Annotated in this window: 17 protein-coding genes; 13 read left to right on the forward strand and 4 right to left on the reverse strand. The window is 68.6% G+C overall.

Translation table 11 applies throughout. The features are described 5' to 3' along the window. The first annotated feature begins 86 nt into the window (after positions 1-86). The 6 genes from ACFQY2_RS12035 to ACFQY2_RS12060 all read left to right on the forward strand — a co-directional run bounded on the left by ACFQY2_RS12035 (position 87) and on the right by ACFQY2_RS12060 (position 6274). The gene (locus tag ACFQY2_RS12035; protein ID WP_378746056.1) at positions 87-1025 is read left to right on the forward strand and encodes a proteasome assembly chaperone family protein; all 939 of its coding nucleotides are present in this window, start codon (positions 87-89) and stop codon (positions 1023-1025) included. A 165-nt stretch (positions 1026-1190) separates the two neighbouring features. Beyond that, the gene (locus ACFQY2_RS12040) at positions 1191-2456 is read left to right on the forward strand and encodes an RNA polymerase sigma factor (RefSeq protein WP_378746057.1); all 1266 of its coding nucleotides are present in this window, start codon (positions 1191-1193) and stop codon (positions 2454-2456) included. Further along, entirely contained in the window at positions 2453-3772 is a 1320-nt protein-coding gene (locus tag ACFQY2_RS12045) for a MurT ligase domain-containing protein (RefSeq protein ID WP_378746058.1), read from the forward strand. The genes ACFQY2_RS12040 and ACFQY2_RS12045 overlap by 4 nt, the downstream gene beginning before the upstream one ends. Beyond that, a complete protein-coding gene (locus ACFQY2_RS12050; protein WP_378746059.1) occupies positions 3769-4539 on the forward strand; it encodes a cobyric acid synthase in 771 nt (256 codons plus the stop codon). Before ACFQY2_RS12045 ends, ACFQY2_RS12050 begins: the two co-directional genes overlap by 4 nt. Positions 4540-4553: 14 nt before the next feature. Continuing rightward, entirely contained in the window at positions 4554-5243 is a 690-nt protein-coding gene (locus ACFQY2_RS12055) for an alanine racemase C-terminal domain-containing protein (protein WP_378746061.1), read from the forward strand. Continuing rightward, on the forward strand, positions 5240-6274 hold the full coding sequence (locus ACFQY2_RS12060; protein WP_378746062.1) for an alanine racemase: 1035 nt from the start codon (positions 5240-5242) through the stop codon (positions 6272-6274). Before ACFQY2_RS12055 ends, ACFQY2_RS12060 begins: the two co-directional genes overlap by 4 nt. Before the next feature lie 17 nt (positions 6275-6291). Here the strand turns inward: ACFQY2_RS12060 and ACFQY2_RS12065 are convergent, their stop codons facing one another. After that, positions 6292-6501 (reverse strand): hypothetical protein, encoded by a 210-nt coding sequence (locus tag ACFQY2_RS12065; RefSeq protein ID WP_378746063.1) that lies wholly within the window; start codon positions 6499-6501, stop codon positions 6292-6294. A 177-nt stretch (positions 6502-6678) separates the two neighbouring features. Here ACFQY2_RS12065 and ACFQY2_RS12070 point away from each other — a divergent pair, with 177 nt between their 5' ends. Beyond that, positions 6679-8793, forward strand: coding sequence for a type IIA DNA topoisomerase subunit B (locus ACFQY2_RS12070; protein ID WP_378746064.1), 2115 nt, complete (start codon positions 6679-6681; stop codon positions 8791-8793). A gap of 239 nt (positions 8794-9032) precedes the next feature. Here ACFQY2_RS12070 and ACFQY2_RS12075 read toward each other — a convergent pair whose 3' ends face one another. Next, complete coding sequence (locus ACFQY2_RS12075; RefSeq protein WP_378746065.1) at positions 9033-11471, reverse strand: DNA topoisomerase (ATP-hydrolyzing) subunit A; 2439 nt, start codon at positions 11469-11471, stop codon at positions 9033-9035. Between the two features lie 87 nt (positions 11472-11558). Between ACFQY2_RS12075 and ACFQY2_RS12080 the strand changes: the two genes are divergently transcribed. Continuing rightward, positions 11559-12686, forward strand: a complete 1128-nt coding sequence (locus ACFQY2_RS12080; RefSeq protein WP_378746066.1) for an alkaline phosphatase family protein — start codon at positions 11559-11561, stop codon at positions 12684-12686. Between the two features lie 78 nt (positions 12687-12764). On the opposite strand, the gene sepH is transcribed toward ACFQY2_RS12080, so the two are convergent. After that, the gene (sepH, locus tag ACFQY2_RS12085) at positions 12765-13790 is read right to left on the reverse strand and encodes a septation protein SepH (RefSeq protein WP_378746067.1); all 1026 of its coding nucleotides are present in this window, start codon (positions 13788-13790) and stop codon (positions 12765-12767) included. A gap of 207 nt (positions 13791-13997) precedes the next feature. Here sepH and ACFQY2_RS12090 point away from each other — a divergent pair, with 207 nt between their 5' ends. Then, positions 13998-14291, forward strand: coding sequence for a DUF4193 domain-containing protein (locus ACFQY2_RS12090; protein WP_378746068.1), 294 nt, complete (start codon positions 13998-14000; stop codon positions 14289-14291). Positions 14292-14342: 51 nt separating this feature from the next. Here ACFQY2_RS12090 and ACFQY2_RS12095 read toward each other — a convergent pair whose 3' ends face one another. Then, positions 14343-14822: a DUF3093 family protein gene (locus tag ACFQY2_RS12095; protein ID WP_378746069.1), complete on the reverse strand. Its 480-nt coding sequence runs from the start codon at positions 14820-14822 to the stop codon at positions 14343-14345. A 3-nt stretch (positions 14823-14825) separates the two neighbouring features. Between ACFQY2_RS12095 and dut the strand changes: the two genes are divergently transcribed. The 4 genes from dut to acnA all read left to right on the forward strand — a co-directional run bounded on the left by dut (position 14826) and on the right by acnA (position 19589). Beyond that, positions 14826-15275: a dUTP diphosphatase gene (gene dut / locus ACFQY2_RS12100; RefSeq protein ID WP_378746071.1), complete on the forward strand. Its 450-nt coding sequence runs from the start codon at positions 14826-14828 to the stop codon at positions 15273-15275. Then, positions 15272-15859, forward strand: a complete 588-nt coding sequence (locus ACFQY2_RS12105) for a DUF3710 domain-containing protein (RefSeq protein WP_378746072.1) — start codon at positions 15272-15274, stop codon at positions 15857-15859. Before dut ends, ACFQY2_RS12105 begins: the two co-directional genes overlap by 4 nt. Then, entirely contained in the window at positions 15856-16578 is a 723-nt protein-coding gene (locus ACFQY2_RS12110) for a DUF3159 domain-containing protein (protein ID WP_378746073.1), read from the forward strand. Before ACFQY2_RS12105 ends, ACFQY2_RS12110 begins: the two co-directional genes overlap by 4 nt. Positions 16579-16754: 176 nt before the next feature. Continuing rightward, positions 16755-19589, forward strand: a complete 2835-nt coding sequence (gene acnA / locus ACFQY2_RS12115) for an aconitate hydratase AcnA (protein ID WP_378746074.1) — start codon at positions 16755-16757, stop codon at positions 19587-19589. Positions 19590-19643: the final 54 nt, after the last annotated feature.

Genomic DNA, 19643 nt, shown 5'->3' on the forward strand with positions numbered 1-19643 from the left:
GCACGGTGCGAGTTCGTCCTCTTCATGTTCGCCCTGAGCGTGAGCAACACCGCTCCGGTACCGGCGACGACTCGTAGCATTGAGGTATGCCGCACTCCGCAGACCTGTACGACTCGATCGCCGGCGCACCCGACGTGCCGACGGGCCTGCCCCTGGTCATTCTGCTCACCGGCTTCACCGATGCGGGAAGCGCCGTCGCAGGCCTCATCGACCACCTGGACGCGACGGCGTCGCCCCAGACCCTGGTGGCCTTCGACAACGACGTCCTGCTCGATTACCGCGCCCGGCGACCGGTGATCGTCTTCGATCAGGACCACCTGACCGAGTTCCGCCCCGCCCGTCTGGAGCTGGCGCTCGCGCACGACGCCCTCGGCCAGCCTTTCCTGCTGCTGTCCGGATACGAGCCGGACTTCGCCTGGAATGCGTTCACGGAGGCCATTCTGAGCTTTGTCGACGCGTTCCAGGTGTCCTCCGTCAGCTGGGTCCACTCGATCGCCATGCCCGTGCCGCACACACGGCCGCTGGGGACAACCGTCAGCGGCAACCGTCGGGACCTTGCCGCGGCGCACTCCGTGTGGCGGCCGCGCACGCAGGTGCCCGCAACGGTGGGCCACCTGCTGGAGTACCGGCTCGTGGAGCACGACGTCCGCGTGGCGGGCTTCGTGCTGCTCGTACCGCACTACCTGGCGGACACCGAGAATCCGGACACCGTGCTGACTGCCGCGGACAAGCTGATGGTCGCCACGGGACTGGTGCTCCGGATGGATGAGGTGCATGCGCGCTCCGAGGAGTATCTCGCGCGCGTGCAGGATCAGGTGACGGGCAGCGATGAGCTGACCCAGATGGTGCACACCCTCGAGCGGCGGTACGACGCCTACATGGCGGGCCGGGAGGGCGACAGCGAGACCGGGGGAGCCGACGAGGCCTTCGACGAGCGCGATCTGCCCAGCGCGGACGAGCTGGCGGCGGAGTTGGAGCGCTACCTCGCCAACCGCCGTCCCGGCGACGAGGACCGACGCGCCTGAAACGACGCGCGGTGTGCAGGCTGAGGATGCCGGATGCTCTCGGGTGTGTGATAATGGACATCTGACCCGTTGTCAAGCATCGATCTCCGCGATCGGGCTTGACAAGGGTCTTACTAGTGTCCGAAATGGCCCGGAGCGTGTGCACCGCTCCGTGAAAGGCGAAACGTGACTCCTGCCACGACCAAGAAGACCCGGACGACCACCAAGAAGACTGCAGATGCAGAGGTCGAGACTCCCGAGGTCGAGACCCCCGAGGTCGCAGACACCGCTGCGAAGACTCCGGCGAAGAAGACTCCCGCCAAGAAGGCGGCCGCCAAGCGCGCCCCTGTGAAGCGCGCGTCGAAGAAGAAGGACGAGACTCCCGAGGTCGACGACGAGGCCGTCGAAGCGGCCGAGGCCGAGGATGAGGAGGAGAACAAGAAGCCCACGTTCTCCGAGCCGCTTCCCACCGGCGCGATCGTCATCTCCTCCTCGGACGAGGATGACGCCCCGGTCTACTCCACCCAGATCACGGGTGCGACGGCCGACCCGGTCAAGGACTACCTCAAGCAGATCGGAAAGGTCGCACTGCTGAACGCGGCCGAAGAGGTCGAGCTCGCCATGAGGATCGAAGCCGGCCTGTTCGCCGAGGAGAAGCTGTCGGCGATGTCCGCTGCGGAGAAGTCCAGCCAGCTGGGACTGGATCTGCAGTGGGTCGCCCGCGACGGACACCGCGCCAAGAGCCACCTGCTGGGCGCCAACCTGCGTCTGGTGGTGTCGCTGGCCAAGCGCTACACCGGCCGCGGCATGCAGTTCCTCGATCTGATCCAGGAGGGCAACCTCGGTCTGATCCGTGCGGTCGAGAAGTTCGACTACACCAAGGGGTTCAAGTTCTCGACGTACGCGACCTGGTGGATCCGTCAGGCGATCACGCGCGCGATGGCCGACCAGGCCCGCACCATCCGCATCCCGGTGCACATGGTCGAGGTCATCAACAAGCTCGCCCGCGTGCAGCGGCAGATGCTGCAGGACCTCGGCCGCGAGCCCACGCCGGAAGAGCTCTCACGCGAGCTCGACATGACGCCCGAGAAGGTCGTCGAAGTGCAGAAGTACGGCCGTGAGCCGATCTCCCTGCACACGCCGCTCGGTGAGGACGGCGACAGCGAGTTCGGTGACCTGATCGAGGACACCGAGGCGGTCGTCCCCGCAGACGCCGTGGGCTTCACGATGCTTCAGCGTCAACTCGAGCAGCTTCTGGACTCGCTGTCCGAGCGCGAGGCCGGCGTGATCCGGATGCGCTTCGGGCTCGGCGACGGACAGCCCAAGACGCTCGACCAGATCGGTGACACGTTCGGCGTGACGCGTGAGCGCATCCGCCAGATCGAGTCGAAGACGATGGCCAAGCTGCGACACCCGAGCCGGTCGCAGTCGCTGCGGGACTACCTCGAATGATGTCGACGGCACCGCAGGCCCGCTCAGCCGGTCTGCGGTACGTCTTCCCTGTGCTGGCGGGCAAGATCGCGCGTGTCGCGACCCGTCTGCGCGGGGGAGGCTCGGCGTTCCCGGGGTATCTCACCAACCGGCTGGCTCCGTCGCTGCTGCCGACTCTGGCCGACCAGTTCCCGTACGGCGTCGTGTTCGTGCTGGGATCGAACGGCAAGACCACCACGACGCACATGATCAGCGAAGTGCTGCGCGCCCACGGGCTCACGGTGTTCACCAACCCGACCGGCGCGAACCTGCCCCAGGGCGTGACCAGCGCGCTGCTCGCGGATGCGACGCTCACCGGCCGCATCCGCGCCGACGTCGCCGTTCTCGAGGTCGATGAGGGCTATGCGGCCGAGCTGGCCGACAAGCTCTCGCCGGCCGTGATCCTGTCGTTGAACGTGCAGGTGGATCAGCTGTACCGGTTCTACGAGACCGAGCGCGTGGCCGACATGATGCTGGACGCGTCGACGCGCGCGCAAGCGCACGTCATCGTGAACCGCGACGACCCGTACCTCAGCAAGATCGACGTGGACGCGATGCGCGCCCCGGTGTCGTTCTTCGGCGTGGCGGCCGAGATCGTCGCCGCTTCCGCGCACGGGCTGGCCAATGCCACGGACACCCGCAGCGGCAACGCCGGCATCCAGGACCGCGAAGCGTACTCGGAGGTGCGCAGCGTGACGGGCCGTGACATCACCGTGCGGGTGGGCGAGGCGGACACCGCCGTGCGGCTTCCCGCCCGAGGCCTGCACTACGCGGCGGATGCCGCTGCTGCACTGGCCGTCGCATCCCGCACCCTGGGGGACCGGTTCTCAGCGGATGCCGCATCGCGCGGTTTCGATCGCATGGCCCCGGCCTACGGACGCGGCGAGGTCATCCCGCTGCGCCGTGACCCGTCGGGCGAGCAGGTCGAATTCGTCATGTTCAAGAACGCGCCCAGCCTGCAGATGAACCTCGACGCGCTCGACGGTGTGCCTGAGCGGTCGCTGATCGCGATCGACGAGGGCACCCCGGACGTGTCGTGGCTGTACGACGTCGACTTCGATGCGCTGGAGTCCGTGGACGTCGTGACCGGTGAGAAGGCGTACCAGCTGGCGTTGGCTCTGGAACACGCCGGGGTGCGCATCGGCGCGGTGGAGCCCGACATGGAGAAGGCCGTCGCGATGATGCGCGCGTTCCCGCCCACGGCGGCGGGGCGGCAGACCTGGTTCGTGAACTACGAGCTCATGATGATCGGCCGCAGGATCCTCGGCCATGGTGACCAGGAGGTGGCTCGCCGATGACCCAGATCACGATCGCGCAGCTGTACCCCGTGGAGCTCGGCGTGACCGGCGACCGCGGCAATGTGCGCGCCATCGAGGCGCGCGTCCGCGCGGCCGGCGCGGATCCCGTGACCGTGCGGGCGGGCGTCGGTGAGGATCTCCCCGACGACATGGACATCCTCGTCATCGGCAACGGCCCGCTGTCGGCCATGCGCGGCGTCCATGCCGATCTGACCGCGCGCGGCGACCGCATCCGCACCTTCGTCGACGACGGCGGCGTGCTGCTCGCCGTCGGCGGCAGTGCCGAGCTGCTCAGCCGCGGGGTGACCACGCTGGACGGCGAGACCATCGAGGGCCTGGGAGTGTTCGATGCGCGCGTCGCACGCACCCGCCAGCGCAAAGTCGGCTACATCACCGTGGAGACGGCCATCGGGCGGGTGATCGGCTTCGAGGACCACGCCAGCGAGTGGACGCTCGAGGACAGCGCCCGTGGCTACGGCCGGGTGACGTTCGGGCAGGGCAGTTTCGCCCTCCCCGGTGCCGCCGAGCGGCCCGTGCGCGGAGAGCTCGTCCGAGTGGGGAACGCCATCGCCGCCAACACGCAGGGTCCGCTGCTGCCGCTGAACCCCGATCTGGTGCGCGAGATGCTCTCCCGCACGGCTGCGCGCCGGGGGATCGAGCTGGACCTGGGCACCGGCGTCGACGCGCTGGATTCCTACGCGGCCGGTGCGCGCGCGGCGATCGAGGAGCTCGTGCACGGCAAGGGCTTCAACACCATCCAGCTCTGAGCCGGAGGACAGTCATGGCAGGCAGCGCAGCTCCGCACGTGCTCCTCTCCCGGAGCGCGCTGGAGGAGAACGCCCGACGCCTTCTGCGCGAGGGCGGCACCGTCGACCTGCGTCACGACGCCTTGGGGCACGGACTCGACGAGGTCGTGCCGATCGTTCGGGACGCCGGTGCGAGCGCCCTCCTGATCGACGAAGGTGGCGACGCCGGTCGCTTCGCGGACGACGCGGGCATCCCCGTGCTCCTCGACGGCGAGGCCGACGTCGATGCGCACGCGCTGTTCGGCATCCCTGACGGCGAGTCCTCCTCCGCTCCGGTGATGCAGCTGCAGGGCCGAGTCCTGTCCACCAAGCCCCTGCTCGCAGGGGAGGCGGTCTCGTACGGCTACACGCATCGCGCGCAGCACGACACGCGGGTGGCACTCGTCACCGGCGGGTATGCCCAGGGCATCCTTCGAGCCCTCGGCAACCGTGCTCGTGTGCAGATCGGGGAGGGCGCGCACCCGATCGTCGGGAGGATCGCGATGGACGTGTGCGTCGTCGACCTGGAGGGTGAGGATGCCGCCGTGGGCAGTCCGGTGATCTACTTCGGCGGGGCGGGCCCGATGCGGGACGCGCTTGGGCAGTGGTCCGCCGTCACGGGGTTGACCGCACTGGAGATGGCCGTCGTCGTCGGCCGACACGGCGAGCGGAGATGGACCGCATGAGCACGCCCGTCCTGAAGATCTCGCGCAGCGCGTTCCGGCACAACATCGCGGTGGTGCGCGAGCGCCTCGGCGGCTCGGAGCTGATGCTGGTCATGAAGGACGACGCGTACGGGCACGGCATCGATTGGGCGGTGCCCGAGGCGGAGCTCGCCGGTGTGACCTGGTTCGGCGGCTACGACATCCCCACCGCGCTGCGGATCCGCAGCCTGACCAGCCGGCGCGTGTACGCCTGGGCGACGTCGTCCGTCGACGAGGTGGAAGCCGCCATACGCGGCGACGTCGAGCTGGGCGTCGGCTCCGAGGACTACCTGCAGGACGTCATCGGTGCGGCCGAACGACAGGGCGCAGCGATCGGCGTGCACCTGAAGATCGACACCGGCCTGCACCGCAACGGCTTCCGTCCGGAAGAGTGGGGACGCGCCCTCGACATCGCGCGTCGAGCCGAGCGTCGCGGGGCGATCCGCATCGTCGGGGTGTGGAGCCACCTGGCGGAGGCGAGCGATGCCGAGGATGACGCCGCGCAGCGGGTGTTCCTCACCGCGGTGCAGCAGCTGACCGACGCCGGCGGCGCCCCGGAGGTGCTGCACCTAACCGCATCCGCGGCCGCCTGGTGGCGGCCGGAGCTGCGCGGCAGCCTGAGTCGCATCGGCGCCTTCTGCTACGGCATCCGCTCGGCTGAGGGCCCGACGCTGGAAGGTCTCTCACTCATCTCCACACTGGTGGCGACGGTGGACGCCGTCGACGGCGACCGGGTGCGGATCGGCGTCGGCGCGTACCACGGACTTCCATCGACCCTGCGCGGCGCGAGCGTCATCACGCCCGGGGGAGCACGTCCGCTCACGGACATCGGCGGCGACAGCTCCGTGGTGCAGGGATGGCCTCATGCCCGGGTGGGCGACGAGGTCATCGTGTTCGGCCCCGGCGCGGCCGGGGAAGCGGATGCCACGGCTCTTGCCGAGCGCATCGACACCGTGGGCGAGGAGATCCTCACCCGCCTGACGCCGGCCGTGCGCCGTGTCGTCGGCGCCTAGCCGGTGGCGCGAGCCGCTCAGGCTTCGATGAGACGGGCGGTCTCGTCCAGCCAGCTGGTCGCGACCGCGCGCAGCTTCTCCTCGTACTTGCGTCCGTGGTGTGCGCAGAACAGCAATTCGGAGCCGTTGACCTCGGCAGCGATGTAAGCCTGTGCCCCGCAGGAATCACAGCGGTCCATCGCGGTGAGGCGGTACTCGACGGTCTCTCGCTCAGTCGTAGCGTTCATTTCGGTGCCTCCTCGGGTAGCGATCTTCGAGATCGTGCTCAATACAACCACGCGTCAGCTGGACACATGCCCGGTTCGCGGCGTGTTCGCTGTACGCGTAGCCCACCTCCGCCGGGCTGCGGTGAGGGGGAGTGTCGCGGCTCCCGAGGGGCTGGCGGCGAAATAGACTCGAGTACTGTGACTGCCGAGTATTCCGCCCACCATCTTCAGGTTCTTGAGGGGCTCGAGGCCGTCCGCAAACGACCCGGGATGTACATCGGGTCCAACGGCTCGCCGGGGCTCATGCACTGCCTCTGGGAGATCATCGACAACGCCGTCGACGAGGCGGTCGACGGCAACGGTTCCCGCATCGACATCACCCTCTTCGACGACGGCAGCGTGCAGGTGTCCGACCGCGGTCGCGGTGTGCCCGTCGATGTGGAGCCGCGCACCGGGCTCACCGGTGTCGAGGTCGTATACACCAAGCTGCATGCCGGAGGGAAGTTCGGTGGCGGGTCGTATGCGGCCTCGGGCGGCCTGCACGGAGTCGGAGCCTCGGTGGTGAATGCTCTGTCCGAGCGCCTGGACGTCGAGGTCGACAGGGGCGGCAAGACGTATGCGATGTCGTTCCATCGCGGTGAGCCCGGCGTGTTCGCCGATGACGGCGAACCCCGGCCCGACGCGCCGTTCACCCCGTTCGAGAAGCGCAGCGAACTGCGCGTCGTCGGCAAGGTCGCCAAGGGCGTCACCGGCACTCGGGTGCGCTACTGGGCCGACAGGCAGATCTTCACGAAGGACGCCGCGTTCCAGCTCGGGGAGCTGGAGAACCGGGCTCGTCAGACCGCGTTCCTCGTCCCCGGCCTCGAGCTGGTCGTGTCGGACGCGCGCGCGGACGTCGCGGCGGGATCCGATGGCGATGCGTCACCGACGGTGACGTCGTATCTGTACGAGGGCGGAATCTCCGAGTTCGTCGACTACCTGGCGGTGGACGCGCCGGTGACCGACACCTGGCGCATCCAGGGCTCGGGGACCTTCACGGAGACCGTGCCGGTGCTGCAGCCGGACGGGCACATGCGTGCCACCGAGGTGCAGCGCGAATGCCAGGTCGACATCGCCCTGCGCTGGGGGACCGGATACGAGACCACCACCCGGTCGTTCGTGAACATCATCGCCACACCCAAGGGCGGCACGCATCAGCAGGGCTTCGAGCAGGAGCTGCTCAAGACGCTGCGCGGTCAGGTGGAGCAGAACGCCCGTCGGCTGAAGGTCGGCAATGACAAGCTCGAGAAGGACGATGTGCTGGCGGGTCTCACTGCGGTGCTGACCGTGAACCTTCCCGAGCCGCAGTTCGAGGGCCAGACGAAGGAGGTGCTCGGCACTCCCGCCGTGCGCTCGATCGTCGCGCAGGTCGTCCGCAAGGACCTCGCCGCGCGGTTCGCCTCGACCAAGCGCGACGATAAGAGCCAGACGTCGATGCTGCTCGACAAGATCGTTTCGGAGATGAAGGCGCGCGTGTCGGCACGGGCGCACAAGGAGACGCAGCGCCGCAAGACGGCACTGGAGTCGTCCTCTCTGCCTGCCAAACTCGTGGACTGCCGGTCGAACGACGTCGCGCAGAGCGAACTGTTCATCGTCGAGGGCGACTCCGCACTGGGCACCGCGCGGCACGCCCGCAACAGCGAGTTCCAGGCGCTGCTGCCGATCCGGGGCAAGATCCTCAACGTGCAGAAGGCGTCGATCGGCGACATGCTCGGCAACGCCGAGTGCGCCGCGATCATCACGACGATCGGTGCCGGCTCCGGGCGCTCGTTCGATCTGTCCGCCGCGCGCTACGGCAAGATCATCCTCATGAGCGACGCCGACGTGGACGGCGCGCACATCCGCACCCTGCTGCTCACACTGTTCTTCCGGTACATGCGTCCGCTCGTCGAAGCGGGCCGGGTGTACTCGGCCGTGCCGCCGCTGCACCGGGTGATCGTGGTGAATCCGGGATCCAAGCCCAACGAGACGATCTACACGTATTCCGAAGCCGAGCTGCACGCGCTGCTGGCCAAGCTGCAGAAGTCCGGCAAGCGCTGGCAGGACCCGATTCAGCGGTACAAGGGACTCGGCGAGATGGATGCGGATCAACTGGCGAACACGACGATGGAGAAGTCGGGACGACTGCTGCGCCGCGTGACCATCGACGATGCCGAGGCCGCGGATGCCGCGGTGCGCACCTTCGAACTGCTCATGGGCAGCGAGGTCGCTCCGCGCCGCGAGTTCATCATGAGCTCCAGCGACCGGCTCAGCCGCGAATCCATCGACGCCTGATCCGCGCCGTCGCGGCCCGCGCTGCTCCTTTCTGCTCGCGCTGCTGATCCCCGCAGGCTTGTCTGCTCGCGCTGCTCTTTTCTGCTCGCGCTGCGTGAATATGCGCAGCGCCAACAGAGAACAGCAACGTGAACGGATGCTCGTCGCGAACGCGCACGGGCGAACCCGACGTCGCGAGGGCCTCGACAGCGGATCCTCAGCGGGGATGCCGGGGCCGCGCGCTGCACGGCGCGGATCATTTAGCCGATGACGGTGCCGATCGAACCGATGACGGCATCAAGAAGCTGGCCGGAGCCATCGCGCTTGGCGCCGGACTCCGGCAACTGTCGCGCGGCGCCGTCGGTTCCGATCGCGTGCGGCTCGACACCCACCCACGCCAAGCGCAGTCGGTCTTCGCCCTTGAGGAAGGCGTGCGCTCGCACACCGCCCGTGGCGCGACCCTTCCCGGGGAACTCCGCGAACGAGGACACCTTCGCGCGCCCGGCATCCGCTCCGGCCAGCATCCCCTCGGAACCCGACACGGTCACGACCTCGGCGCGCTCCGCGTCGGCCACAACGGTGAACGAGATGACCTCGGCGGACGCACTGAGCTTGACGCCCGCCATGCCGCCCGCCGCCGCGCCCTGCGGGCGCACGTGGGAGGCGGCGAAATGCAGCAGCTGGGCGTCGGAGGTGACGAAGACCAGCTCCGCCTCATCGGAGGCGTTCGCCGCGCCGACGAGGCGGTCCTTCGGCTTGAGGGCGATGATCTCCAGCTCAGGGCGCACGGCGAGCGTGGCGGGCACGACGCGCTTGACGACGCCGTCCTTCGTTCCCAGGGCGAGCGGCGTCTCGTCGTCGAAGCGGACCAGAGCCAGCACCCGCTCCGTGCGGTCCGTCAGGCCGAGATAGTCGGCGATACGCACCCCGGCGCCCAGCCCGACGGAGGTAGCGGGAACGGCGGGAATGTCGACCGGGGTGAAGCGCAGCACGCGCCCCGTGCTGGTGACCGCGCCGATCTCACTGCGCGTCGTGGTGTCCAGGCGGGACTGGATCGCGTCGTGCTTGCTGCGGCGCTTCGGCGCCGGGATGCTCGCATCCGCTTCGAGGTCGACGCGCACGGCGCGGCCCGTGGTCGACAGCAGCACGGTGGTGGGTGCATCGGCGATCTGCAGTTCGGCAGCGGACTTGGTCGTGCGCTGCTTCGGGGGAGCGGCGTTCAGCAGCAGCGTGCGCCGCGGCGTGCCGAAGGTCTCGGCCACCTGATCGAGCTCGAGGGCCACCTGGGCGCGCACCAAGGCGGGATCCGCCAGCAGGTTCTCGAGCTCGGCGATCTCGGCCAGCAGCTTGTCGCGCTCGGTCTCGAGTTCGAGGAGCGAGAACTTCGTCAGGCGGCGCAGACGCAGCTCGAGGATGTACTCCGCCTGGACGTCGTCGAGGTCGAAGACCTGCTTCAGCCGCTCTCGGGCGGTCTCCGAATCGTTCGACGAGCGGATGACCTGGATGACCTCGTCGATGTCGAGGATGGCCAGCAGCAGCCCGCGCACCAGGTGCAGGCGCTCGTTGCGGCGTGCGAGGCGGTACCGGCTGCGTCGGGTGACGACTTCAATGCGATGCTGCAGGTAGACCCGCAGCAGCTCCTTCAGGCCGAGGGTGCGCGGCTGGCCGTCCACGAGGGCGACGTTGTTGATCGAGAACGAGTCCTCGAGCGGCGTGTAGCGGAACAGCTGCTCCAGGACGGCGGCCGGATCGAATCCGGTCTTGACCGTGATCACCAGCCGCAGACCGTTCTTGCGGTCGGTGAGGTCCTGGATGTCACTGATGCCCTGGAGCTTCTTCGCGTTGACCGCGTCCTTGACCTTCTCGATCACGCGCTCGGGGCCGACCTGATAGGGCAGTTCGGTGACGACGATGCCCGTGCGTCGCGGGCCCAACGGCTCGATCGACGTCTTCGCGCGCAGTTTGAACGCTCCGCGTCCGGTCTCGTAGGCGTCCTTGACCCCGTCCAGGCCCATCAGGATTCCGCCGGAGGGAAAGTCCGGCCCCGGCACGAACTCCATGAGCTCTGCGGTCGTGGCATCCGGATTGTCGAGCAGGTGCGTCGCCGCGGCGATGACCTCGATGAGGTTGTGCGGCGCCATGTTCGTCGCCATGCCGACGGCGATGCCGCTGGCGCCGTTGACGAGGAGATTGGGGAAGGCGGCCGACAGCACGGCCGGCTGCTGGAACTGACCGTCGTAGTTCGGGACGAAGTCCACGACATCCTCGTCGAGGTTCTCGGTGAGTGCGAGCGCGGATGCCGCCAGACGCGCCTCCGTGTACCGCGAAGCGGCCGGGCCGTCGTCGAGGGAACCGAAGTTGCCGTGCCCGTCGACGAGCGGCACGCGCAGGGCGAAGCTCTGCGCCAAGCGCACCAGTGCATCGTAGATGGCGCTGTCGCCGTGCGGGTGCAGCTTGCCCATCACCTCGCCGACCACGCGGGCGCTCTTGACGTGCCCGCGGTCGGGGCGCAGCCCCATCTCGGCCATCTGATACAGGATGCGGCGCTGCACGGGCTTGAGCCCGTCACGGGCGTCGGGCAGGGCGCGCGAGTAGATCACCGAGTACGCGTACTCGAGGAAGGACCCCTGCATCTCCTGGGACAGATCGATGTCCTGGATGCGCTCGTGGACGGGCTCGGATGACGAGGGCTGTGGCATGGACTTCCTGCTGGACGTTCGGGGTGGACTCGCGACGACGCCCCGGACACGGCGCGGCGATGGGACGCCTGTGAAAGACTGACCCGGATGCCTCTCATGCTACCGTCCAGCCCCGACTCGACGCGGAACATCGCCGGGGTGGCGCCCGAGCTGCTCGCCGCGCTGCGCGGGGCCGGGACGCACCTCGCCCCCGCTCGCTCGGTGGTGCTCGTGGTCATCGACGGCCTCGGCGCGATACCGCTCCGTGCGCATGCAGGTCATGCACGCACCCTGGCCTCGGCGATGGCGAAGAAGGATGTCGCCGGATCCGTGTTCCCCACCACCACCGCTGCGGCACTGACGAGTCTGCTGACGGGCGTCGCTCCGGGAACCCACGGCATGGTGGGCTACCGGGTCCTGAATCCCGAACGCGGCATCCTCGTGAACCAGCTCACCGAGTGGGAGTCCGTGGGCGTGGATCCGCTGGTGTGGCAGTCCGCGCCCACGCTCTTCGAACGGGCGACCGCCGCCGGCCATCCCGCCTTCGTCGTCGGCTTCCCCGCGTATGCCGGCACCGGCTTCACCCGAGCGATCCTGCGCGGCGCCGAGTTCCGCTCCGCGCAGTCGCCGGCTGACCGCGTCGAGCTCGCCTGGGAGCTGGCGGATGCCCACGACGGTGCGATCGTGTACTGCTACCTGCCCGAGATCGACAAGGCCGGACACAAGCACGGGGTGGACTCCGCGGAATGGGCGCGCGCGCTCGAGGACATTGATGCGGCGCTCTCCCGCCGCATCCCCGATGGGGTGGGGGTGCTCGTCACAGCCGATCACGGCATGATCGATGTCCCTCAGCACCGACAGCTGGTCCTCGATGCCGCCGCAGGGTGGCACGACGGCATCCGTCACATCGGAGGCGAGCCGCGGATGCTGCACGTGTACACCGAGCCGGATGCCGACCTGTCCACGATTCTGGGCCGTTGGCGGCGCGATCTCGAAGGCGCAGCCGACGTCCTGAGCCGCACAGAGGCCATCGATGCCGGCCTGTTCGGGGCGGCGGTGACTGACGCGTCCCGATCACGGATCGGCGATCTCCTGGTCGCCGCGCGTTCGAACCACGCCGTGTACGACGGTGAGGCGGAGGATCAGCGCGGACGCAGCATGGTCGGGCAGCACGGATCGCTCACCCCGGAGGAGTGGCGGGTGCCGTTCATCCGGATGGGAGCGTTCGCGCGCTGAGCGCCGTCGCGACCCCGTGGCGCCCTGGCATCCGCGCGTCACGCATCCGCGCGTCACGCGTCCGCGTCCACGCCCGGCTCACTCGTCCGTGCGGGCGCCGAAGACGATCTCATCCCAACTGGGCATCGCGTTGCGGCGCTTGCGCCGACCCGAGGAGGACTCGGCGCTCTCGGGTGCAGGAGTCCGCGCGGGTTCCTCCGGCTCCTCCTCGACCGCGTCGAAGAGAGCGATGGGATTGGGCTCCTCGGCGTCCGCCTCGTCGAACAGGGGAGCCGACTCGCGCTGGCCGCGACGGCGACGCAGCGCCTCCAGCAGGTCGGCGGTCTCGGCGCTCGAGTGGCTCTCCTCCGGGGCGCGACGCGCGGCGGCCTGCTGCACCGCCGGACTGGAGTGCTCCGGCGCGGGACGCGCGGCGTCCGGCTGCTCGTCGGGCGGAGGGAGCAGTCGAGGGCCGAACGCGCCCGAATCGAAACGGCTGTCGTCCTTGTACGGCGAGACGCGCTCGGAATCCACCGCGCGCAGGCGGGGGATCAGACCCTCCGGGAGCGCGCCGGCCCGCGACAGCTGCGTGGCATCGGCGTTCAGCGGTGAGAGCGAGCTGCGGCGCGGGTCGAAAGCCCAGCGGGCGTCGTGCTCGACATCCTCCGCCGTGAACTCCAGCTTCACGGTCCAGCCCGACTCATCCTTCCAACTGGCCCAGCGTTCGTCCACGGCGCCGAGATCCGCGAGCTTCGCGCGCACGGCCACGCCGAAGGTGGGCTGCGCGTCGGGCTCGACCTCACTGCCGATCAGGACGGGCACGGCGAGCGCCTGCCCGACGATGTGCTCCCGCTCAGCCAGCACAGGTCCCTCGAAGCGGGCGACGTCCGATTCGCTGACTCCGAGCAGTGCGGCGACCTCGGAGGTCGACAGGCCCGCGCGGATCTGCGTCTGGATGTCACGCGGGCTCGCGGCAAGGCGCGCGGCCGTCGGCTCGCTCTCTCGGGTCGCCCGTCGGACCTCGCGGTGCAGCACGTCGTCGATGGGCAGGGCGAAGCGCTGTCCGGACTCCGTGGCGAGAACGAGTACGCCCGCCTCTGTTCCGACGATGGTGACGTTTTCCATGCGAATGCCCCTCTGATGGGTGTGCGTTCATGGTGTCACGGAGACCCGGCGGACGGTGGGAATACCGTGGGCGTGCCGTGAGTTTCCCCGTGCGAGGACGGGAGCATTTGCGAAATGGCTCGCCGTCGTGCAAACTAACGCCGCTGAACACCCGAATCAGCACACCCCCCGAAACCACTCGCACCACGGAAAGTGGAGATTTACCGCATGGCAACCGACTACGACGCACCCCGCAAGAGCGAAGACGACTCCGAGTCGATCGAAGCACTCAAGGAGCGTGTGCCGAACGGCCAGACCGGCGCCGGCGACGTCGAGGACTCCGACAACCCGGCGGCTTTCGAGCTGCCCGGAGCCGACCTCTCGGATGTGGAGGACGTCATCGTCGTCCTCCCCGCCCAGGAGGACGAGTTCACCTGCATGAGCTGTTTCCTCGTGAAGCACCGCTCTCAGCTCGACCACGACGGCCCCGACGGGCTGATCTGCAAGGAATGCGCCGCCTGACGCATTCTCGACGCGCGCGCCCCGGCCTCACGGCTCGGGGCGCGTTCTGCGTCAGTCGGGTGTCCGTATCGCGCGGATCGCGGCGCTGAGACGATCCGGGGTGCGCGAGGAGATCGTCCAGGTGCGCATCGGGTCAGCCGGATCGGTGACCGGCACCACGACGATGCCATCGATCCCGCCTCGGATGAGGTGCCAGCCGTCGCGCGCGATGTCACGACTGCGACGATCGTGCGCCTCCTCGCCGGTGAAGGCGGCGGGCTCCCCGAGCCATCGTGCGTCGATGTGCGCGCGGCCCGCGTACAGCACCGTGCCGCGCACCTCGATGGTGGGGGAGAGCAGGATGCTCAGCACCACCAGCACGAGCGCGACCGCTGCACCGATGGCGACCGCGACCCCCGCGGCCACCGGTGCGAACACGAGTGACACCATGGGTCCGACCAGCGCGATGACCACGATCATCCACAGACTGGGCGCGAGTCGCTCGCGGTAGATCGGTCGCGCGTCGCGCTCGGTGTTCTGCATTAGCCTCATGGGGTGACTCATTCCGTTGCCGTTCCCATTATCGCCGCGAACGTCCCGTTCTATGCCAACCCGGGCGACGCCGGAGCCGACCTGGTCGCCACGGAGGCGGTGCGCCTGGAGCCTGGCCAGCGCGCCCTCGTCGGCACAGGGGTGCGCATCGCGCTGCCGGAGGGGCATGCGGCGTTCGTCGTACCCCGCAGCGGCCTGGCCGCCAGACACGGCATCACGGTCGTCAACGCACCGGGCACGGTCGATGCCGGGTATCGGGGCGAGATCAAGGTGAGCCTTCTGAACACCGACAGCGAGCACGCGTACGATGTGGCGGTCGGCGATCGCATCGCGCAGCTGATCGTGATGCCCGTGGTCCAGGCGCGCTTCGAACCCGTTGCCGAGCTCCCGGACAGCGTCCGCGGCGAGGGCGGCTTCGGATCCACCGGCTATACCCAGGGAAAGAGCGAATGACTGAAGAGATCGAACCCACACTCAAGTCGGCGCCGGTGGACCGCGCGACGGCCGGGCCGTTCGACGACGCGGAAGCCAACCCGGTCCGCCCCTATATCGACCTCGGCGGCATCAAGGTGCTGCCCCGCGAAGGACTCAATCTGCGCCTCGAGGTGGAGGAGCAGACCAAGCGCATCGTCGCGGTCGGGCTCGACTACGCCGGATCGTCGCTGCAGGTGCAGCCGTTCGCCGCGCCGCGCTCCCGCGGGCTGTGGGATGAGACACGGGTGCAGCTGCGCGATCAGATCCGCACGCAGGGCGGCCGCGTCGAGGAGCGCGAGGGCCCGCTCGGCAAGGAGCTGCTGGCCGAGGTGCCGGCGACCGCGGCGGAGGGCTCGGAGATGCGCCTCGCGCGCTTCGTGGGAGTGGACGGCCCCCGATGGTTCCTGCGCGGCGTGATCGGCGGAGACGCGGCATCCGACCCCGCGGCCGCGGAGCAGGTCGAGGATCTGTTCCGGTCGATCGTCGTCGTCCGCGGTGGATCGCCCATGCCCCCGCGTGACCTGATCCCGCTGAAGATGCCGTCGACCCCGGGCTCGGCGTGACCGGCTCCGACGACACGCAGCCGAACCGCGGGGCGACGGAGCCCTCGGCCGCCGAACTCGTCGGAGCCGCGCTGGGCGGTGCCGCGCGCCGTGCGGGCCTGGACCCCGATAGCGGCGCGAGCACGCAGAAGGTCGTCTGGAGCGCCATGGGCGGCTGGCGCGGCGTGCTGGAATCGGTGCTGCCGAGCCTGGCGTTCGTGCTGCTGTTCACGCTGCGCCCCGACCCGCTGATCCTCTCTCTCGGGGTCTCGGTGGGGCTGGCGGCTGTGTTCACCCTGGTCAGGCTCGTGCAGAAGTCGCCGCCGTCCGCGGCACTGGGCGGGCTGTTCGCCGCCGGAGCCGCAGCACTGCTGGCGCTGTGGACGGGTCGCGGCGCGGACAACTTCGTCCCGGGGCTCATCACGAATGCCGTGTACGGCACCGCGATGCTCGTCGCCGCACTCGTCGGCTGGTCGCTGATCGGTCTTGCTGTCGGATTCCTGATGGGTGAAGGCACGGCGTGGCGCGCGGACCGGAGGAAGCGCCGGGCCTTCTTCTGGCTCGGCATCGCCTGGGGTCTGCTGTTCCTGCTCCGTCTCGCGGTCCAGCTGCCCCTGTACCTGACCGATCAGGTGACCCTGCTCGGCACGCTGAAGCTGATCATGGGACTGCCGCTGTTCGCTCCGATGATCGCGGTCACCTGGCTCGCGGTGCGTGCGCTGTACCCGCGTCGCGAATGATCGGGATGCCTTCCGCATCTGATAGATTTATCTCGACATCAAGATAAATTTCAGGCTTCTGTCGAGAGAGCAGGCGGTGCACACTGGTAAGGCGTGCCTTGCTAGCCGCGATGCTCGATCGACGAGCAAGATGGAGTCGCCTGTCGCTCCCATCAGATTCAGAAGGAGACGGATACGTGTCCACGGTGAACAGCTTCGGTGCCAAGAGCACCCTGACGGTCGGCAGCACCGACTATGAGATCTACCGCATCGACACGGTCGAGGGAAGCGAGCGGCTTCCGTTCAGCCTGAAGGTGCTCCTGGAGAACCAGTTGCGCACCGAGGATGGTGCCAACGTCACGAAGTCCCAGATCGAGGCGCTCGGCTCGTGGGATCCGACCGCGGATCCCGACACCGAGATCCAGTTCACGCCGGCCCGCGTGCTCATGCAGGACTTCACCGGCGTGCCCTGCATCGTCGACCTGGCGACCATGCGCGAGGCGGTCACCGCTCTGGGCGGCGACCCCAGCCGCATCAACCCGCTCTCGCCCGCTGAGATGGTCATCGACCACTCCGTGATCGCCGATCTGTTCGGCACCGAGAACTCCCTGCAGCGCAACGTCGAGATCGAGTACGAGCGCAACGGCGAGCGTTACCAGTTCCTGCGCTGGGGCCAGACGGCCTTCGACGACTTCAAGGTCGTCCCCCCGGGCACCGGCATCGTGCACCAGGTGAACATCGAGCACCTGGCCAAGGTCGTCTACGACCGCACCGTCGACGGCGTGCTGCGCGCCTACCCCGACACTCTCGTCGGCACCGACTCGCACACCACCATGGTCAACGGGCTGGGCGTGCTGGGCTGGGGCGTCGGCGGCATCGAGGCGGAGGCGGCCATGCTCGGCCAGCCGGTCTCCATGCTGATCCCGCGGGTGGTGGGCTTCAAGCTCACCGGCGAGATTCCCGCCGGTGTCACCGCGACCGACGTCGTGCTGACCATCACGGATCTGCTGCGCCAGCACGGCGTGGTGGGCAAGTTCGTCGAGTTCTACGGCGCCGGAGTCGCCTCCGTGCCTCTGGCCAACCGTGCCACGATCGGCAACATGTCGCCGGAGTTCGGCTCGACTGCCGCCATCTTCCCCGTGGATGACGTCACGCTGGACTACCTCCGCCTCACCGGTCGCCCCGAAGAGACCGTGGCACTGGTCGAGGCATACGCCAAGACCCAGGGCATGTGGCACGACGCCGACAAGGAGCCCGTGTACAGCGAGTACATGGAGCTGGACCTCGGCACCGTCGTCCCCTCGATCGCCGGCCCGAAGCGCCCGCAGGACCGGATCCTGCTCTCCGAGGCCAAGGAGCAGTTCGAGAAGGACATCCTGAACTACGCCGCGGCATCGACCAGCGACGACATCGTCGACCTGGAGTCGAAGCACTCCTTCCCGGCCTCCGACCCCGGTCAGGTCCCCGGTGACGAGGAGTCGACCACTCGTCCGGTGCACATCAACAGCGGCGCCCCGGCGCAGGCCTCGACGCCGGTTCCCGTCACCACCCCTGCCGGCGACAACTACATCCTCGACAACGGCGCGGTCACGCTGGCGGCGATCACCTCCTGCACCAACACGTCGAACCCGTCGGTGATGGTCGCGGCCGGTCTGGTCGCGCGCAAGGCGCTGCAGAAGGGCCTGAAGCAGAAGCCCTGGGTCAAGACCACCCTCGCCCCCGGCTCCAAGGTCGTCACCGACTACTACGAGAAGTCGGGTCTGAACGAGGATCTCGAGGGACTGGGCTTCTACACCGTCGGCTACGGCTGCACGGTCTGCATCGGAAACTCCGGTCCGCTCATCGACGAGGTCTCTGCCGCCGTCAACGAGCACGACCTCGCCGTCACCGCGGTCCTCTCCGGAAACCGCAACTTCGAGGGCCGCATCAGCCCGGACGTGAAGATGAACTACCTGGCTTCGCCGCCGCTGGTCATCGCGTACGCCCTCGCGGGTTCCATGCACTTCGACTTCGACACCGATCCGCTCGGGAAGGACACCGAGGGCAACGACGTCTTCCTGAAGGACATCTGGCCCACCACGGACGAGGTGCAGGAGATCGTCGATTCCTCGATCTCGCGCGAGCAGTTCATCAAGCAGTACGCCACCGTCTTCGATGGTGACGAGCGCTGGACGAGCCTGCCGACCCCGACCGGTCCCATCTTCGAGTGGGATGAGGACTCGACGTACGTGCGCAAGGCGCCGTACTTCGACGGCATGACGATGGAGCTGACCCCGGTCGCCGACATCACCGGCGCTCGCGTGATGGCGGCTCTGGGCGATTCCGTGACGACCGACCACATCTCGCCGGCAGGCGCGATCAAGGCCGGCACGCCCGCAGCGCAGTACCTGCAGGAGCACGGCGTGGAGCGCAAGGACTTCAACTCCTTCGGCTCGCGGCGCGGAAACCACGAGGTGATGATCCGCGGCACGTTCGCGAACATCCGCCTGAAGAACGCTCTCGTCAAGGCCGTCAACGACGGTCAGCAGATCGAGGGCGGCTACACCCGCGACTTCACCCAGCCCGGTGGCCCGCAGGCGTTCATCTACGACGCGTGCATGAACTACCAGGCGCAGGGCGTGCCGCTGGTCGTGTTCGGCGGCAAGGAGTACGGCTCCGGCTCATCGCGCGACTGGGCGGCGAAGGGCACCACGCTGCTGGGTGTCAAGGCGGTCATCGCCGAGAGCTTCGAGCGCATCCACCGTTCGAACCTGATCGGAATGGGTGTCGTCCCGCTGCAGTTCCCGGAGGGGCAGTCCTGGGAGTCGCTCGGCCTGGACGGAACCGAGATCATCGCGATCGAAGGTCTCACCCAGCTCAACGAGGGCACCACGCCGAAGACGGTCAAGGTCACGGCCACCCCCAGCGAGTTCTCGGACGAGGGCAAGCAGCCGGTCACGTTCGATGCCGTGGTCCGCATCGACACGCCCGGTGAGGCCGACTACTACCGCCATGGCGGAATCCTGCAGTACGTGCTGCGCTCGCTGGTCTGACGCGCACTCATCGAAGGGCTCGGATGCTTCAGGCATCCGAGCCCTTCGGCGTCG

It is taken from the genome of Microbacterium sp. GCM10027623, assembly GCF_042666935.1.
Taxonomy (GTDB): Bacteria; Actinomycetota; Actinomycetes; order Actinomycetales; family Microbacteriaceae; genus Microbacterium.

Bases quoted from the DNA above. Each gene is read 5' to 3' on its own strand.
- ACFQY2_RS12035 (WP_378746056.1), top strand. From the start codon at position 87: ATGCCGCACTCCGCAGACCTGTACGACTCGATCGCCGGCGCACCCGAC.
- ACFQY2_RS12045 (WP_378746058.1), top strand. From the start codon at position 2,453: ATGATGTCGACGGCACCGCAGGCCCGCTCAGCCGGTCTGCGGTACGTC.
- ACFQY2_RS12050 (WP_378746059.1), top strand. From the start codon at position 3,769: ATGACCCAGATCACGATCGCGCAGCTGTACCCCGTGGAGCTCGGCGTG.
- ACFQY2_RS12055 (WP_378746061.1), top strand. From the start codon at position 4,554: ATGGCAGGCAGCGCAGCTCCGCACGTGCTCCTCTCCCGGAGCGCGCTG.
- ACFQY2_RS12060 (WP_378746062.1), top strand. From the start codon at position 5,240: ATGAGCACGCCCGTCCTGAAGATCTCGCGCAGCGCGTTCCGGCACAAC.
- ACFQY2_RS12065 (WP_378746063.1), bottom strand. From the start codon at position 6,501: ATGAACGCTACGACTGAGCGAGAGACCGTCGAGTACCGCCTCACCGCG.
- ACFQY2_RS12075 (WP_378746065.1), bottom strand. From the start codon at position 11,471: ATGCCACAGCCCTCGTCATCCGAGCCCGTCCACGAGCGCATCCAGGAC.
- ACFQY2_RS12080 (WP_378746066.1), top strand. From the start codon at position 11,559: ATGCCTCTCATGCTACCGTCCAGCCCCGACTCGACGCGGAACATCGCC.
- sepH (WP_378746067.1), bottom strand. From the start codon at position 13,790: ATGGAAAACGTCACCATCGTCGGAACAGAGGCGGGCGTACTCGTTCTC.
- ACFQY2_RS12090 (WP_378746068.1), top strand. From the start codon at position 13,998: ATGGCAACCGACTACGACGCACCCCGCAAGAGCGAAGACGACTCCGAG.
- ACFQY2_RS12095 (WP_378746069.1), bottom strand. From the start codon at position 14,822: ATGAGGCTAATGCAGAACACCGAGCGCGACGCGCGACCGATCTACCGC.
- ACFQY2_RS12105 (WP_378746072.1), top strand. From the start codon at position 15,272: ATGACTGAAGAGATCGAACCCACACTCAAGTCGGCGCCGGTGGACCGC.